We start from the raw sequence: 17,891 nt of genomic DNA, 5'->3' as shown, positions 1-17,891 counted from the left end.
ATTAATTAAGCCAATATAATGATGCTTCCTTCCCTATTAGTTAAAAATAAGGATATTAGAATCATTTTAGTGGGCCTTAGGAATGGGTAATGAGAAGAAACAGCGTTCTTTTCATTAGAACAAGCTAACCCATACCATTTTGCGAACGTATTGGACGAAAGAATGAATTGATTACACGTGTGGAAAGTAGCACAATAAGATGAGAAATGAAACCGCAATCATCACAGCTCCAGTAAGCGTTGACACAAAATGTCACGTATGGAGTTCATCCGTTAAGGAGGATGTATTCATGGCAGCCAAAGAGCCCTATAACGAATCCATTTGGAGTAAGTATTACGGACCCAATTTAGGCTACATTCAAGAAAGATATGAACAGTTTGTGAAAGATCCATCCACCGTAGAGAATAATTATCGCGAGCTTTTTACAAATTCGGGTCCCCCACCCCTAACACCGGACACCGAACCGGCTCCACAGCCTCGCATTTCGGGTGACACCGAATGGCTTAGAAAGGCAGTAAGAGCTTCCAAGCTAATCGCTAATATTCGTATATATGGCCATATGGCCGCTGATATTGATCCGCTTGAGCGTGATCACAATCCCATGGCTAAATATCTCGAACTCGAAACCTATGAGCTGACTCGTGAGGATCTGATCGCACTACCTGCCACGCTCATTTGGGAGAATGCCCCGAATGATGTGCATACCGGATGGGATGCAGTTCAGCGTATGCGTCAGGCTTACACCAAGACGATCGCCTATGAATTCGGGCATGTGCATGAAGAAGAAGAACTGAAATGGTTGAACAGACAGGCAGAATCCACAAGCTCACCAGCGCCTTTAAATAATACAGAACGTAAAGAGCTGCTAAACCGCCTGATCCAAGTCGAGCAATTCGAAACCTTCCTCCACAAAACCTTTGTGGGTCAGAAGCGTTTCAGCTTGGAAGGCAATGACGCTCTCGTACCGATGCTCGATGAAATCGTACGCGCTGCTGCGCATGACGGTGCAGAGCATATTCTGATGGGCATGGCGCATCGTGGTCGCCTCAACGTTCTTGCACATATTTTGGGCAAACCTTATGATATTATATTTTCAGAGTTTCATCATTCTCCAAACAAGGAGCTTTTCCCTTCCGAAGGCTCTACAGGCATTAACTATGGCTGGACGGGTGATGTGAAATACCATCTCGGTGCAGACCGCGCTGTTCGCGAAGGAGAAACCGTACGCACAAGAATAACACTAGCGAATAACCCAAGTCACTTGGAATTCGTCAATCCTGTCGTGGAAGGCTTCACTCGTGCTGCTCAAGAAGATCGGAGCACAGCCGGATTGCCGAAGATTGATACCAGTAAAGCTATAGCGGTGCTAATGCATGGCGACGCTGCTTTTCCAGGTGAAGGAATTGTTGCAGAAACACTTAATATTGGCAAACTTCAAGGTTATCAGAATGGCGGGACGATCCATATCATTGTTAATAACCGGATCGGCTTTACGACAGAAAGTGAAGACTCCCGTTCAACGCATTATGCGAGTGACATCGCAAAAGGATATGAAATTCCAATTATCCATGTCAACGCTGATGATCCCGATGCCTGTATATCAGCTGTTCGTTTAGCTAGCGCATATCGCAATCAATTCAAAAAGGATTTCGTTATTGATCTCATCGGTTATCGTCGTCATGGACATAACGAAATGGATGATCCTGAGACTACACAACCTATCGTGTACGGCAAGGTGCGTAATCATCCAACCGTTTACAAGGTGTATGCGGAGAGGCTACAGCGTGAGAAAATCCTTACAGCTGAAGATGTACAAAAGATGCACATTGAAACAGAAGGCGTATTGCAACGTGCATACGATAGTATGAAGGAAGGCAATCACAAGAAAAAAGAACCAAAAGCCTTCGTTCCTCTTCAAACAGAGCGCTCAGCGGCAGGGACAACAGCCGTACCGATCTCCAGTCTGCAAGAGATTAATCGTGAGCTACTGACCGTACCTGATGGATTCCAAGTCTATCCGAAACTGGAACGTATTCTGCAGCGTCGCAAGGATGCATTGAATGAGGGTGAAAAGGTCGACTGGGCACTCGCTGAGTCTCTCGCCTTCGCTACCATCCTGAAGGATGGAACGCCAATTCGACTTAGCGGTCAGGATGCACAGCGCGGTACCTTTGCACACCGCCATCTAGTACTGCACGACAGCAAAACTGGAGAATTATTCTCTCCGCTTCATCAGCTAAGTAATTCCCGTGCTTCCTTTGGTGTATATAACAGTCCGCTATCTGAAGCTTCTGTGCTAGGTTTTGAGTATGGATATAATGTGTTCGCACCAGAAACTTTCGTCATCTGGGAAGCACAATATGGCGACTTCGCCAATGCAGGTCAGGTTATATTTGATCAGTTCATTGCCGCCGGACGTGCGAAATGGACGCAGCGCAGCAACCTCGTCGTCATGTTACCGCATGGTTACGAGGGACAGGGACCCGAGCATTCCAGTGGTAGATTAGAACGCTTCCTGCAGTTATCCGCGGAAGAGAACTGGACCGTTGCCAACTTGACCACCGCTTCTCAATATTTCCATGTCTTGCGGCGCCAAGCTGCTTTATGTGGACAGGAAGACGCTAAACCACTGGTGATTATGACGCCGAAGAGTCTCATTCGTAATTCGCGCAGCACATCTGCCGGTACTGAGCTCGCCTCCGGACAATTCCAGCCTGTGTTAGCAGAGCCCCTGCTAGGCCAGAAACCAGGTGAGGTCAAACGTCTAGTAGTCTGCAGCGGTAAAGTAGCTATCGACATCCAAACAGAGCTAGAGGCTGCTTCAGACAAAGATTGGTCATGGCTACATGTACTACGCTTGGAGCAACTCTACCCGTTCCCAGAAGTTGAACTGAGTGCTCACTTAAGCTCCTTCACATCCCTTCAGGAAATTGTCTGGGTGCAAGAAGAGCCGAAGAATATGGGCGGATGGAGTTATACCGAACCTCGGTTACGCGCCATCGCACCGAACAACACTAGCGTAAGATATATCGGACGTCCTGAACGTTCCAGTCCTGCGAGTGGTTATGCAGATGTTCATAGCTTTGAACAGCGTAGAATTGTTTCAGAGGCCCTAAAAGCAAATTCACAAGTACAAACAGCTGTACCATCCTCTTAAGAGGATGGTATCACAATAGCGTAAACCATTATGTTTGGGGAGGTAACGGCCTGTGTCAGAAATCTTAGTACCCGATCTGGGAGAATCTATATCCGAAGGAACCATCTACAAATGGCTGGTTAAAGAAGGCGACACGGTAGGTCAAGGTGATGTGCTTGCTGAGTTAGAGACGGATAAAGTCAATTTGGAAATTAGTGCGGAGGTGGAGGGTGTCATCTCCTCCATCCTGCGTCAAGCGGGCGAGAACGTAGCCGTTGGCGAAGCCATCGGTATCATTGGAGCCGCTAGCGGCAGTACACCGCAGGCCGCTGAGAGCAAAGCGCCTGAAGCGGCACCGGCAAGCGGCAGCGCAGCAGCCGCACCTGTAGCAGCGCCCGAAGTCGCTGTAGCGGGTGGCGAAAGCCCCGCTGCACTGGCATCGCCGGGCGCACGCAAGCTGGCACGGGAGCGCGGCATCGACCTCGGCGATGTTAGCGCCCGTGATCCTATCGGCCGGATTGGTCAGGCCGATGTGTCGGGCCATGGTGCAGCAGCGCCACAGGCCGCTGCACCGGTAGCTCCGGCGGCACAAGCCAAGCCGGAGCCAGCGAAGCCGGCAGCGAGCAAAGCCGCGCCGGACGATGGCAAGCACGTGGAGCGCAAGCGCATGTCGCGCAGACGGCTCACGATTGCCAGCCGCTTAGTTGAAGCGCAGCAAACTGCAGCCATGCTGACCACCTTCAACGAGGTGGATATGACCGCGATCCTCGACATCCGTAAACGCCGTAAGGATGCGTTCAAAGAGAAGCATGAAGTTGGACTAGGCTTCATGTCCTTCTTCACCAAAGCTGTGATCGGAGCACTGAAGACCTATCCACTGCTGAACGCTGAGATCGACGGTGAAGATCTGGTCGTTAAGAAGTTCTACGACATCGGTATTGCAGTTGCAGCTAAGGAAGGTCTGGTGGTTCCGGTTGTCCGTGACGCGGATCGCCTAAGCTTCCCGGAAATCGAACGCCAAATTGGCGATCTCGCTTCCAAAGCACGCGCCAATACACTCAGCCTCTCCGAGCTACAAGGCGGAACGTTCACCATCACAAACGGTGGTGTATTCGGTTCCCTGTTATCCACTCCGATTCTGAATACGCCTCAAGTGGGTATTCTAGGGATGCATAAGATTCAATTGCGCCCCATCGCGCTGGACGAAGAAAGAACTGTTAACCGCCCAATGATGTACATCGCCCTTTCCTACGATCACCGGATCGTTGACGGCTCTGAAGCGGTTAGCTTCCTTGTCAAAGTGAAGGAATTGCTGGAAGATCCAGAAGCGCTGCTGCTGGAAGGCTAACCCTGATCGATCTTTCGACTTAAGAATATAAAGAAGGTATCCCTAAAGCTTCGCATTAGGGATACCTTTTTTTATATCTGAATCAACTTTTGAGATGAAGTATTTCGTAAGTACAGGGTGAATCATGAATCCTTAGTTTAGAAAGCCGGGCGCTGTCAGCAATGCTTCCTACCTTACATATGATCTAACTGTATTTTGTACACTTATTTATTTCTGATCTCCCATATCCTCTTCCTTCATTGCATTCTCTACAACTAAAATCCGCAAAAACGTTTATTTCCACTAATCTAAGCATCAATAACTGTATTAAATACAACTACAGGGCTTATATAAAGGTACTAGTTAACTTTAATTGTATATAGTACAACTAACTTAGCGCAATACAACTACAAAACTACAAGAATCTACTTCAGCAGCTCACCAGCCACCTGAAGAAATTGCTCCTTGGTCAAAATCTTATCTCCGTAGCTAGTGAGCGTATAATACGCATCCTGCTTCTCGTTATACCAATTCAGATAGTCGTAACTGACCTCTTTCTTTACTACTTTGTTATAAACAACCTCCGTACCTGCTACTACAATCTTATCCGCTTGATTCTCAGGTTCTTGCTCCACGAACACTTTCCCGCCATGCATGATCGTGGCAGAGATACCTATAAAAGCATTATTCTTCGAATAAATTGCACTGATCCAGCCTGGTTCCGACCATGGAATAGCCTTCATAAATATATTATGGCTCCCCTTCTCTTTGTTTGCCTGGGCTGTAAGATCTTGTAATGTCTCCTGGTATCGAGAACTTTTCTTATCTGCATCCGTTGTCGGATAATTAGGGTATATAACCCCATATTTAAAAGCATACCCTGATGCCATTGCAGGAAGCATCGGTGCCTCTGTCCGTTTGATTTCCTTTAAGAAATCAGAGTATACGCCTATCCGCTGCTCTTTATACTTAAATTGCAATTGTGTCGCCATGCCTTCTGCACCTGCTTTGTTGTTCATCAAATATGCAATCAGCTCACCCGGTTTAGCAAATGTATCGGCTTGCTGCGCATATTTATCATAGGAGGCTACTCCTGCCGATTCATTCGGGGCAACATGCTGGACCTTCACTACGCCTTCACTATTGCGGATCTGGATATATTCCGATGCAGCATAGGCTGTCACAGAGATCAGCAGGAACAATGCTAACATACTGGCAAATGCCGTTGTTTTATTCATCATCCGCAGCGAAAAAGACCGCTTTCGAGAGGATATGCCATGGATACGACCCATGACCTTCTCTTCTACATCGATTTTACCCAGAAGTTCATTGCCGGCCGAGGCATAGATTATATCTTGGTATTCATCGCTGATTGTGGTTCGTTCCATTTGATCTCCTCCTCCAATTTTATAGCTTCCTGCACCTTCCGCTTGATCCGGTTCATTCTCTTCGTCAGTGCATTCGGACTGACCCCAAGAATTTCGCCTATCTCTGCATAAGTCTTCTCTTCAAAGACCCGCAAAATAAGCATATTCCTCTCTTCCAGCGATAACTGTGTTAATGCGGCTGACAATGAGGGATTAAACAACCGATCATCCAGCTCTTGTTCAGGACTTGCAGACATAAAATCAGGCTTGAAGATACTCATGACCCGCTTTTGCAAACGGCGTCTGCGCAGCAGGTTTAAACAATGATGATACGCGATACGATAAAGCCATGCCGAGAAATGCATTTGCAATTTGTATTGATGGATAGATTGATAGCCCTTTACCAAAATATCCTGAACTGCGTCCTCCGCATCCTGCTTGTTCTCTAACAAACGATAACAATAGCGATAGATCGGCATTTGAAAAGCTTGGACAATAAAAGCATATTGGTCGGTATTGCCTTTTTGCACACTAGCTATGCACTCTTCCAATTCCTTGGGGTCTAACAAATCCTGTGGCGATGTAAGCACCTCCTTACCCTTTATATCTTCTATAACACTTGAGCCTAGAAAAAAGTGCCTATGTACACCAAAATCGGAGCAAATCAGTATAAACCTTTGTTACACAGAAGTAATTCCAGCGTAATATAGAATGTTTAACAGACCAAAGAAACCTTATTTCAGAAAAATATGCAGTTTCCGCCTACAGTCGGACTCAAATGCTGCCATTTGCTCAAATTAACTCCAATTATACACATTTAGAGGCTAATAAGAGCTATGCAGTCTGTATAGCTCTTAGACTCCACAGGTATTTTTGGGGGCACACTCCACGTACTGAACACACTTCTAACCAATAAAAAAAACGTACAACTGTTGTCAGTTGTACGTCTTTTATAAATATCCTTAAGCCGTCCGTTCTGTAGCTTTGAGCCGAAGCGCCTTCTTCTCTTCCGCGTTCTCCACTGGCGGTTTTAGCGAAATCGCGATGATGCAGGCCAGCAGACACAAGAGACCAAAGATCACGAAAGTAGGTTTAAACCCGCCCAGGAAGACGGCGATGAACGAACCGGAAAGGGCTCCAATACCGAAACCTTGATATACGATTCCATAGTTCTTACTGTGATTTTTAAGACCAAAGAAGTCACAGACAATCGCCGGGAACACTGTAATGTTACCCCCGAAACAGAATGCAATGGCTGCTACACAAGTGAAGAACAGTCCGAAATTCAGCGTCGCATAGCTAAGGGTCAGCATAGCGGCTGCCGTTACTGCAAGCGAAGCACCTACCAGCTTCAAACGGCTCATTTTGTCAGACAAGGCACCCAAGATTAAACGCCCTGCTGTATTAAAAATTGCAATCATCGCTACGGCATTAGCTGCCGTCTGTACATCAAGTCCAGCCAGCTGCACCCCGATGTCTTTAACAATACCGATCAAATACAGACCACACATACAAGCGGTAAAGAAAATGATGAATAACAGATAAGCTTCTTTTGTACGTAGCATTTCTTTTACCGTGTAGTCCTTCGGTTTAGCGATAGTCGAAGCTGATGCTGCACCCAGTGATGCCGTTTGTACTGGAGCTTCTCTGACAAGTAAGGAACCGATTACAATCATCACCATAACAATCATGCCCCAATACATAAACGTATTAGACACACCCACCGAGTCGATCAAACTACCATTGATATATTTAAATATCAAGCTCCCCGTTCCGTAAGCACCCACGGACACACCGGAGATTAAGCCTTTATTATTCGGAAACCATTTAATTAAGTTAGATAATGAAGTGATATAAGCTGTTCCGTCTGCAAAACCAACGATTACCCCAGCCAATATATAGAACATTAGCAGCGAATTCGCCTGAGAGCTAAGAATCAATCCTAGACCAAGCACAATCCCTGCGGTGGCAGTTAACCGGCGAAGACCAAACCGATCCTGCAATTTCCCTGCGAACAAAGTCGCAAAAGCGAGTGCAAAGCTCGTGATCGAAAACGTAATCGAAACAGCGTTAAGCTCCCATCCGAATTTTGTTACCAGATGTGCATTGAACAAGCTCCATGTATAAATGGTACCTAGACCCATCTGCATAATTACGGTTCCTAATACGATAAGCCACCGTTTTGCGTTTTTGTTGTCTTTCGTCGAAGTCATGGTCTATTCCTTCTTTCTCTCTCGTGATGTGCTACAAGAGCTTCTATCGCCTCTTTATTGTAGCTAAACCAGCGGATGTTGAGAGAAATCTGGCATGAAATGACGCAAATGAAGAATGAACTGCATTTATAAGCGCATGATCTGCCTGAATTCTTTTACCTTACTGCGACTTACGGGCACCTCAAACTCCAAATCATGCAAACGCAGCAAATACGTATTGTTGAACCAAGGGATGATTTCCTTGATTTTGGACAGGTTAACGATATAGGAACGATGGCAGCGAAAAAAACGATCCTCCGGCAGTCGATTATAAAAATCGCTGATGCTGAGCGCCATACTATATTCCTCACCTTTAGTTATTACGCTCGTACTTTTCTCTTGTGCGGAGGCGTAATAAATATCGTCGGCATTCACTACGATAATCTTTTCGTTTTTCCACAGATTCACCTTATCACTGACGGGATTACGTTCCTCTTCCCCCTGTCTTCCGCGAGCAACGAATGCCCCCTCTAGCTTGTGCAGCATAGCTTTAATGCGAACCTCACTGTAGGGTTTAAGAATATAGTCAAACGCTTCAATCTCAAATGCCTCAGCGGCATGCTCCTTATACGCAGTAATAAACACTATATAAGGTTTTACCGAGAATCTGCTAATATTCTGAGCCAGCAGCACTCCGTCTATCGAGGGAATGTTAATGTCCAGAAAGATCACATCTACCGTCTCAACCTGTAAAAATTTGAGTGCATCCAGCCCATCTTCAAATTGTGCGGCAATATCGATCCCGCTATGTGTCTCTATTAAATAAGCCAGCTCCTGTCTTGCCAGCTCTTCATCCTCTACGATGATCGCTCTCATAGCCCCTCCTTTTTGACATCAAAAAAGATGTCCGTCCCTTTATCCAATCTCTGAATGGTAAGTCCTGTCCCATAGATCAGCTTGACCCGTTGATGTACATTAAATAGTCCGATTTTATTCTCCGGCATATCGCCAGCATAGACCTTCTCTATGGTATCTTCGCTGATGCCAGCTCCGGTATCCCGAATGCCAACCCGCACATTATCGCCTTGATCTTTTACAGAAATCGTTACCGTTCCCGTCCCTCTTACCTTCAGTATGCCATGGATGATCGCATTCTCTACAAGCGGCTGAATAATCAGACTCGGAATCCGGACTTGAACCTCATCAATATCATAAAGCACGTTAAGACGGCTTCCGAAGCGCGCCTTTTCAATCTCAACGTATTGCTGGACCTGCTGTAGCTCTCGTTTAATGTCGATAAATTCATCCGTCAGCTCCAGATTGTATCTCATATAACCGGACAGATTCACGATCAACTCACGCGCCTTATCCGGATTAATCCGGATCGAGGACGCAATCGCGTTCAGCGCATTGAACAGAAAGTGTGGGTTAATGCTTGTCTGCAGCGCCTTTAGCTCCGCTTTGTTCGCCATTTCTTTAATGCCCTCAACCCGCGATACTTCCATTAGCGTAGAGATCATTTGCGACAAACCTACAGCCATAGCTTGTAAAGAATAAGTGATCTTGTGGGCTCTGGTGTAATAGATTTTGAGCGCTCCCGTCACTTCACCTTTTTCCTTCAATGGAATAATAATCAGCGATTTAATCTCCGGATTCACATAATCACTATCGTCGTTACGGATCGTAATTTCACCACTGGACAACGTCACTTTCGTTTCTTCGCTTATAATTTCATTGGTCGTAGTATAATCCTCTTCTCCAACACCAACGTAAGCGAGAATGAGTCTTGTATCCGAAATAGCTACAGCGTCTGCACCGATATCTTCTTTGATAATTTGGCAGATGGTACGAAGCGACTCGGGATTAATATTGCGAAAATATGGCAAGGTCTTATTGGCAATATCCAGTGCCAGCTTGGACTGCTTCGCTGCAATCCGTTCCTTTTCACCCTCCACACTCTGCACTAGCATGACAATCAGACCAACACTAATCTGGCTCATAATCATCGGAAAAGCAATTTTGGACACGATATCCACACCCAGCGATGACGGTTCGGCCATCACCAGAATGAGCAACATCGTCAGGGCTTCACAGGCCATCCCGGCCAAAATACCGGCCATCCAGCGACGTTCACCTGAAGTGCGGCGGTATATTACCCCTGACACAATCCCTGCGGTAATACTCGTAATCAGACAAGGAAGAGAGGTTACCCCTCCAATATCAATTAGAAAACGGTGAACCCCTGAGATGATGCCTGTTATGAGCCCTACCCATGGCCCGAACAAAATCCCACCAGACACGATGGCGATAATTCGTACATTCACAAGCGAGCCTTCCACATTAATCCCACTATAGGTACCAAAGATAGCGAATAAACTGAAGATCGTAGTCGCAATGGCAAGCTCCTGCGGGGCGTAGGTTCCTTTTTGAAAAATCTCTTTAAACCGCGGCAGACGAGTCAGCACGAACAGACACATCAGCAGTAGTGCAGCTCTTTCGAATAATTGCAGTAATATCGTAAACGTATATTGCACGGTCTCCGCCTCCAAAGGACTAGATGTCGACTTATTATAAAGATAGTTCATGCCTCTGTCCATTCAGCCTATCCTTTAATACCTCTATTGAAACTCTTGTTGTATGATAGGATCAGAATAAAAGCATACATATACGGAGGTGGGCGGTTTGCAAAAATTAGAACATGAGGCAGATATCATACAGCTTGTACAAAATGATCCCTGGATGATGGATATATTAGAGAATGCTAGATCGCTGCAGTTACCTGACTGGTGGGTTTGCGCCGGCTTTGTGCGTGCAAAAATTTGGGACACCCTTCACGGCTTCGAAGAACGGACACCTTTGCCAGATGTTGATGTTATTTATTATGACGACAGCAATCTTCAAGAGGAGGTGGAGAAGGATTGGGAGGCGAGACTACGAAGCCTGAATCCTGCTATTCCCTGGTCTGTTAAGAATGAAGCAAGAATGCATACCGTCAATCAACTCCCACCGTATACATCAGCTGTTGATGCGATATCCAAGTTTCCGGAAACCGCTACAGCGCTTGGACTCTCCCTAGATCCATCAGGGAAAATCCTCCTAGTCGCTCCACACGGAATTTACGATGTTATTCATGTAGTATTACGACCTACCCCACATTTTACTGAAAACCCGAGCTTACTCCCTATTTATGAACAACGCGTTATTAAAAAGAACTGGCAGGCGACGTGGAAACAGTTGCAGATCAGCGCTACCTAAAATAACAAAAAGCAAGCCCCTAATATAGCAGGGCTTGCTTTTCTGGTTTTATTACACCGCCAAATCGATACCTACTACACCAACGACATCTCCCTGACGATTCTTAATCGCTCTGGATAATGTAACACAAGAACGCTTCGTAATCGCAGATACATAAGGCTTCGAGACATATTCACCTTCATTTATGGCCCCATTCCACCAATCACGCCGCTTGGCATTCAAGAGGCCAGCCGCTGGCTCGGAATAGATAAAGGTCCCATCCGTCCGATTGGACCAAATGGCTTGTACATCCGGATTTTTTTTAATGTAAGAGGTCAAAACACCTTGATGAACTTCAGTATCTGGGTCGTACAGTTCTTCTTTAGCTGAAATTGTCTCCAAGAGACTCTGCATTTCTTGAAGCCGGGCTGCATATTGGCTCATCTCGATTTCTTCTCGACCCGCAATGCCGGTAACCGACTGCTGCAACGATTGCGACTCGGCTAACAGATTGGCGCTGACTTCGTTCAGCTGCCCGATCTGGCTCCGCTGCCGTGTCACCTGTTCCAGCGTAAGATCCACATTGGCAATCGTCTCATTCACGATAGCCACTGCCCCACTCAGCTCCGTCGTCACTTCAACTATCAGCTTGCCCTGCTTCGCGGCAGCATCGATGGTTTCCGTTACTGCGCTGCCGACCTCATCGACTCTCGAAGCAATATCATCGAGTCGAAGCTTCACCGTGCCGACCTCGTTCACCCCACGTTCCACTGAATCTTGCTCTTTCGTAACGGATTCCAGCACCTGCTGTACTCCGTTATTAATGTCGAGCAAGATGCCGGAGGAACGGTCGACCGAGCTCTTGCTTTGATCAGCCAGCTGCCGAATCCGGCTGGCCACCACCGCAAATCCGCGGCCCTGTTCCCCGGCCCGGGCCGCTTCTATGGAAGCATTAAGTGCTAGCAGCGAGGTCTCATCCACAATTCCGTTAATAAGCGTATTGATCTCTTCTACCATCGCAATATGATTACTCAAGATAGTAAACTTAGCTAACATGTCCCCGCTCTGCATCTGTAAATCCTTCATCACAGCATCTGCGATGCTCAAGGAATCTACCATGGTTGTCATTCCTTGACGGGCATATTGCATATTTGACCCCAGTCTCTCCGTCAACTCTTCGATATGTGTGGTAACGGATGCTACTCCGCCCATTGTCCGATAAGCATCTTCAATGTTAGCTTTAGCTTCGTTACTGCGAATCCGCAAATCCATTTCATATTCATGTGAATAATCAGCTGTCCGCTGCAGCTTTTCTGTATGACGGCTGATTTCTTCGAGTGCACCATGCAGTCGGTCCGAAGTAACTACAATCTCATTGCCAAGCAGCTCCACCTTACTATTAGCTTCCTTCAGCAGTACTTCTTTACGATAAACGTAGCGGGACAAATTTAGCAGGACCCAGCCTAGAGAAGCCATAAGCAGGATGATTACCAGCTTATGAATCCAAAACATGTCTATCAACAAACTGTAAACACTGACCAGGAGCAACAGGACGACTACAAAAATCTGGCTTCGACGAATCTGCATCATTATTCCCACTCCACTCGATTGATGTTATGTATTCTAACATTATATCAGCAGAGTTAATGAAAGGAAATACTTTCTATACTATTCCTTTTCGATCAGTCCTTCCACACGCTAATCCATATCTATGGAGGACCTATACCAACGTTACCGTAATATACGAATATATTTGGAGATAATTGGTCGAGAGGGAATCCGTAATTATTGTCGAATATATAAGCAAATTGCCACTGGAAAAGAGGAACACATTATGCATACTACATCTCAAACTCCTCGTCAGACCCATTGGAATCGCGTCCTGCTCAATGCATTCTGGATCATCCTGATTGTGGATTTAAGTATTCATATGTTTGTTTCTCAATGCTTATGGGGCCAACATTCGGATACCCTAACCAGGGGAGAGTTTATTACTCAGTCGCTGATTCCTGATTCCGTCATATTGACTTTGATCTTTATTCTGGAATTTATCTATAGATGGAAACCCGAATGGTCCGAGCTAGCGATTACAGTAGCGAGCCATTTATTTGCGCTTCTTATTATCATCAATCTCAATGATGAACTGTATGTTAAGTCATTAATTATGCTGCTGCCGCTGCTTGTATCCATGATCTATATGAAGTCTAGTTATATGATAGCCTCTTCTGCTGTTTGTCTACTGTACACGATCATTTTATTCATCAAGGCATCTAATCACGGGTATGTCCCCATCGCCCAAACTATCATTATTGTTCTTATTTTTGCTTCTACTGCTTTAGCAGGCTTTGCAGTTATCGGTCGCGGGCGTGATTTGATGCGATCCCTGGAGAACTCCGTAAAGTCAGAACAGGAGTTACGCATTCAGAATATAATCATGGACCGGCTATCCAAGATCGATCCTCTGACGGACCTTTATAATCATAAGACGTTTCATGAATACTTAGGATGGCTGATCGATCATCAGCAGAGTAATCCATTTCCTATGCAGCTAGCCGTCATGGACATCGACAACTTCAAAAAAGTAAATGATTCCTATGGGCACTCCGTTGGAGATATCGTATTGCAAAAGGTTGCAGCGATCCTCCTCGAGCATGTCGGTCCTGATGATTTCGCGGCTCGCTTTGGCGGGGAAGAATTTGTCGTCATTCTGACTTCTAAGACCCTTGATCATTCTCATGAGATTATGAAGCATATTATAACGTCCATCTCCGATACCCCCTTTGCGGAAATGAACGACAAAAACGTAACCGTCAGTATCGGTATGCACGATTTTATAGGTACAGATTCCAAAAACTCTACATTTCAGAAAGCAGACGATGCACTTTATGAGGCTAAGAACACCGGGAAGAACAAAATCGTAATCAGCTAAAGGCCGAACACAAGCAAAAACGCCTTCGGCGTCCCTAATGGACGGTAAGCGTTTTTGTGTTCATCTGCTTGAATCTGACTGCTGTATCCCATAGCGCCTCTGTGTTTCCAAAAGCTCTTCGACTGCCTGCTTTGGCACAGGTCTGCTAATCAGGTAGCCTTGGATCTTGTCGCAGCCTAATTGCTTGAGCACATCCATCTGAATGACCTCTTCTACACCCTCTGCTACAACTTTCAGTCCCATATTATGCCCCAACTGTATAATGGACTGCACAAAAGACTGGCTGTCAGCTTTTTCTGAAAGCGAATCAATAAAGGTTTTATCCATCTTGAGCGTTGAAATCGGCAATTGCTGCAAATAGCTAAGTGATGAGTATCCCGTTCCGAAATCATCCAAGGCGATACTAATGCCCTTAGACTTTAGAAACTGCAGCTTACCCAGAATACTCTCAAATGATTTCATAAAAATAGACTCGGTGATTTCCAGCTCAAGGCAGCTTGGATTTAGGCCACTTACTGCCAGACTATCCTGTACCCTCTCGATAAAATCGTTCTGGAATAGCTGAATAATCGAAATGTTGACCGATATTTTATAAGGAACACCAGTACGATCTTGAATACCTTTCATAAAGATGCAAGATTCGCGAAGCACCCATTCACCAATATCGATGATCAGTCTGGAATCCTCAGCAATTTTTATAAAAGAAAGTGGAGATACAGAACCGAGAGATGGGCTGTTCCAACGAATTAAAGCTTCAAAGCCAGAGATGAATCCGGATTCGATATCCATCTGGGGCTGATAGTTCAGTTCAAATTCATTATTGTTCATAGCACTGCGCAAATGTTTCTCTATATTCATTCGTTCATTAAACGCTGTATGCATCGATTTGTCATAGACTACATAAGTTCCTTTGCCATCCTCTTTAGCACGGTACATCGCCACATCCGCATTACTCAAAATTTGCTCGGCCGTCTCTCCATCCTCTGGATAAAAGGAAATTCCGATGCTTAGCGAGACGTACAGATTACTCTCTCCTATTAAAAAGGACTGCCTGAACGCTCTCATTATACGCTCTGCCAGACGCAATACAGCCTCACGATCCTCTGTATCTTTAATAAAAATAACAAATTCATCTCCACCTAGCCGTGAGAGCATATCTCCTTCCCGCATCAGTGACTGCAATCTCTCACTTGCCTTCCGGATGAGTACATCCCCGGATTTATGACCTAGGGTATCGTTGATGTATTTAAAATTATCTGAATCCAGAAACAGCAGTGCAAATTTCCCTCCCGGATGCTTTAGATACTTCTCCATGGTCTCCAGCAGACATAAACGGTTAGGTAAGTTACTAAGCGCATCCACATAAGCCAGACGATGCATATGTTTCTGATTGTCTAGAAGCATATTATATTGTACTAGAAGCTCCTGTTGAGTAGTCGCGAGCTGCTCATAGGTCGCCCCAAGCTCTTGGTAGCTGTTGCTCAGTTTAAGCTCCGCTTGCTTCCGCTCGCCGATATCAATCAAGGAGCCCATGAATAACAGAACTTTATCCTTTGGATTAACGGTAGCCTTACCCCTAACCTCAAACCACACGATTTGATTATCTTTGGTAATCATGCGGAACTCCGTTTCGAAAATAGGTGTGACACCCTTCAGGTGATCTTGTTTAAGCTTGAGGGTTGTAGCAAGGTCTTCCGGATGAACAATACTAAGCACTCCATCTTCAAACGAATTGATTTCATCCTTCGTGTAACCCATGAGTTCATACCATCGATCCGATAAATTAAAGTGTCTCGCCTCCAAATCAAACTCCCACATATACGCACCAGAACCTTCTGTGGAGAGCCGAATACGCCTTTCACTGATTTGTAGCTTATTAAATTGCTCCTGTAGATCGATCTCTGTCGCTGAGAGCTCTTCGTATGTAGCTTCCAATTCTCTATAACTTAGCTGTAGCCTCAACTCATTTTGTTTACGATTATCGATATCCACACCTACAAGGACAAAGATATCGGCTGCTTGCTTATCAAGTCCTTTTAATAAGGCTGTCCGGAATGAGAAATATCGCGCTTCAGATGACTGGTCTGGGAGCTTAATTTCTACGTTGCTGACATATTCGAGACGTATTGCCTGCTTCAGTAGATCCCGGATTATAGCCGTGTTGCCCTCCAGACCTGCGATATCCTCAATATTTACACCCAGTACCTCTTTTTCACTTAAACCCGTCATCTGTTCAGCGAATTTATTAAACCGCACTACCTTTTTATCTGCCTGCACCGCCCAAACTACCATGCCACTATGCTCTATAACATCTTCAAAAAATTGATGCTCTGAATAAACAGCACGCCGTAAACGATTAATATTCATTTTAAGCAGGACTCCACCCAGGATAAGAAGACAGAATAGAAGGATTGCTCCGTAAACCCATCTTTTGTGGATCATGCCTTTATAATAATCAGAATGAACGAAAAAATAGTTCTGGTACAACTCTTCAAAAGCACCTGAATGCTTCAATTCCCCCAATCTCTCGTTAACATAAGAAACTAACTCCGGTGCAGACTTATTGATTGCAAAAGCTACATCCCTGGGATAAAGATCATTCATTTCCTTAATAATACTGTCTGTCTTCCCCTGTTCAACGAGCAGATAATCGACCACCTCCTGATTCTCAAATAGAAGGTCGATCTCCCCTGTTTCTAAAGCCTCCAAGGCTTCAGGAATCGTAGCAAATTCTAAGTAATCATTAATTCCCAATTTGCCGTTCAGTACTGTTTCAGAATACTGCCCGTTTCCTAGACCTATCTTATAACCTCCAAGCTTATTTAAATCGATCTTACCCTTAAGCCCTCGCCTTGCGTAGATGGAAATATAGCTTTTGAAAACAGGATCTGAAAATAACAACTCTTGTTTTCGTCCTTCCGTTACTGCCATTAGACCCGCTGTTTCGATATCACCCTGAACGAGCCGATTATACACATCAGGCCACTTCCCTGTACTGTAGTGGACATCGTAATCCTGCTTCTCAAAGATCATATTACTCAATTCAATATCAAAACCGGTCATGTACCCATCTTTTATATATTTATAAGGTGGATATTCCAGCTCTACTTGATATTCAATCTCCTTTCTTTCGGCGTGAAGGGCAGTAGGAGGTAAGAGCATAAATAGAATGCTAATCAGAAGCAACAGTCTGCACTGCTTCATCGCTCGTTCCCCCTTTTTACTGAATTTACAGTAATATCCTAAATGTTATTCGACAAAATATGGCAATACCCCTGCTTTTTCTTTCCTCGTCACATAATATACGCAAATCCCATCAATGAACCCTTCCCTTTGTAAATTATATAAAATTACGGATGCTACATTTTTATGTTGCTTTTTAGATGGAAAATGTGGATAATAACAATAATGATACAAGTTGATAATGATTATCATTATTAAATAAGTTATTGATTTCACTTTACTATATTTAAGTTAAAAGGAGACTGATCACCCATGAACGTTACCTCTACCCGAACAACACTACAGGTTGACGATTATCTGGATCTGCTCAATCTTGCCGTTAAAGTTGGAGATTTAAAATGGCAAAAAGAAATTAAATCCAGATTGCAATACATTCTCTGTCTGCCGACAAGATAACCTTTCTGAATATTCGCCGCATTCCTTTTAGGGAATGCGGCTTTTTTTGCTTGTATGATTGGCAGCT

12 protein-coding genes are annotated in these 17,891 nt (G+C 45.0%); 5 read left to right on the top strand and 7 right to left on the bottom strand.

Features of this window, described 5'->3' with window-relative positions; genetic code table 11:
- The first annotated feature begins 289 nt into the window (after window positions 1-289).
- Together M2444_RS12880 and odhB are read left to right on the top strand one after the other, a co-directional pair.
- Window positions 290-3,157: a 2-oxoglutarate dehydrogenase E1 component gene (locus M2444_RS12880; RefSeq protein ID WP_094876720.1), complete on the top strand. Its 2,868-nt coding sequence runs from the start codon at window positions 290-292 to the stop codon at window positions 3,155-3,157.
- Between the two features lie 52 nt (window positions 3,158-3,209).
- Window positions 3,210-4,484, top strand: a complete 1,275-nt coding sequence (gene odhB / locus M2444_RS12875) for a 2-oxoglutarate dehydrogenase complex dihydrolipoyllysine-residue succinyltransferase (RefSeq protein ID WP_094869654.1) — start codon at window positions 3,210-3,212, stop codon at window positions 4,482-4,484.
- 404 nt (window positions 4,485-4,888) lie between these two features.
- Here odhB and M2444_RS12870 read toward each other — a convergent pair whose 3' ends face one another.
- The 5 genes from M2444_RS12870 to M2444_RS12850 form a co-directional block, all read right to left on the bottom strand.
- Window positions 4,889-5,851, bottom strand: a complete 963-nt coding sequence (locus tag M2444_RS12870) for a hypothetical protein (RefSeq protein WP_280787142.1) — start codon at window positions 5,849-5,851, stop codon at window positions 4,889-4,891.
- Entirely contained in the window at window positions 5,812-6,420 is a 609-nt protein-coding gene (locus M2444_RS12865; protein ID WP_094876722.1) for an RNA polymerase sigma factor, read from the bottom strand. Before M2444_RS12865 ends, M2444_RS12870 begins: the two co-directional genes overlap by 40 nt.
- Before the next feature lie 372 nt (window positions 6,421-6,792).
- Window positions 6,793-8,043: an L-lactate MFS transporter gene (locus M2444_RS12860; protein WP_280787141.1), complete on the bottom strand. Its 1,251-nt coding sequence runs from the start codon at window positions 8,041-8,043 to the stop codon at window positions 6,793-6,795.
- Window positions 8,044-8,169: 126 nt separating this feature from the next.
- Window positions 8,170-8,898: a LytR/AlgR family response regulator transcription factor gene (locus M2444_RS12855; RefSeq protein ID WP_094869650.1), complete on the bottom strand. Its 729-nt coding sequence runs from the start codon at window positions 8,896-8,898 to the stop codon at window positions 8,170-8,172.
- Window positions 8,895-10,499, bottom strand: a complete 1,605-nt coding sequence (locus M2444_RS12850) for a sensor histidine kinase (protein ID WP_280787205.1) — start codon at window positions 10,497-10,499, stop codon at window positions 8,895-8,897. The genes M2444_RS12855 and M2444_RS12850 overlap by 4 nt, the downstream gene beginning before the upstream one ends.
- A 262-nt stretch (window positions 10,500-10,761) precedes the next feature.
- On the opposite strand from M2444_RS12850, the gene M2444_RS12845 reads away from it, so the two are divergent.
- Window positions 10,762-11,277 carry a nucleotidyltransferase family protein gene (locus M2444_RS12845; RefSeq protein ID WP_179283662.1) on the top strand — a complete coding sequence of 172 codons (516 nt, stop codon included), beginning with the start codon at window positions 10,762-10,764 and terminating at the stop codon, window positions 11,275-11,277.
- Window positions 11,278-11,328: 51 nt separating this feature from the next.
- Here the strand turns inward: M2444_RS12845 and M2444_RS12840 are convergent, their stop codons facing one another.
- Window positions 11,329-12,846 carry a methyl-accepting chemotaxis protein gene (locus M2444_RS12840; protein ID WP_280787140.1) on the bottom strand — a complete coding sequence of 506 codons (1,518 nt, stop codon included), beginning with the start codon at window positions 12,844-12,846 and terminating at the stop codon, window positions 11,329-11,331.
- Between the two features lie 244 nt (window positions 12,847-13,090).
- Here M2444_RS12840 and M2444_RS12835 point away from each other — a divergent pair, with 244 nt between their 5' ends.
- A complete protein-coding gene (locus tag M2444_RS12835; protein ID WP_280787139.1) occupies window positions 13,091-14,185 on the top strand; it encodes a GGDEF domain-containing protein in 1,095 nt (364 codons plus the stop codon).
- A 60-nt stretch (window positions 14,186-14,245) separates the two neighbouring features.
- On the opposite strand, the gene M2444_RS12830 is transcribed toward M2444_RS12835, so the two are convergent.
- Complete coding sequence (locus M2444_RS12830; RefSeq protein ID WP_280787138.1) at window positions 14,246-17,389, bottom strand: EAL domain-containing protein; 3,144 nt, start codon at window positions 17,387-17,389, stop codon at window positions 14,246-14,248.
- A 291-nt stretch (window positions 17,390-17,680) separates the two neighbouring features.
- Here M2444_RS12830 and M2444_RS12825 point away from each other — a divergent pair, with 291 nt between their 5' ends.
- Window positions 17,681-17,824, top strand: coding sequence for a hypothetical protein (locus M2444_RS12825; RefSeq protein ID WP_167348483.1), 144 nt, complete (start codon window positions 17,681-17,683; stop codon window positions 17,822-17,824).
- The last annotated feature ends 67 nt before the right edge of the window (window positions 17,825-17,891 follow it).

This window comes from Paenibacillus sp. PastF-3, assembly GCF_029893135.1.
GTDB classification, from domain to species: domain Bacteria; phylum Bacillota; class Bacilli; order Paenibacillales; family Paenibacillaceae; genus Paenibacillus_AQ; species Paenibacillus_AQ nitricinens.
This window is presented reverse-complemented; position numbering and strand designations above follow the sequence as displayed.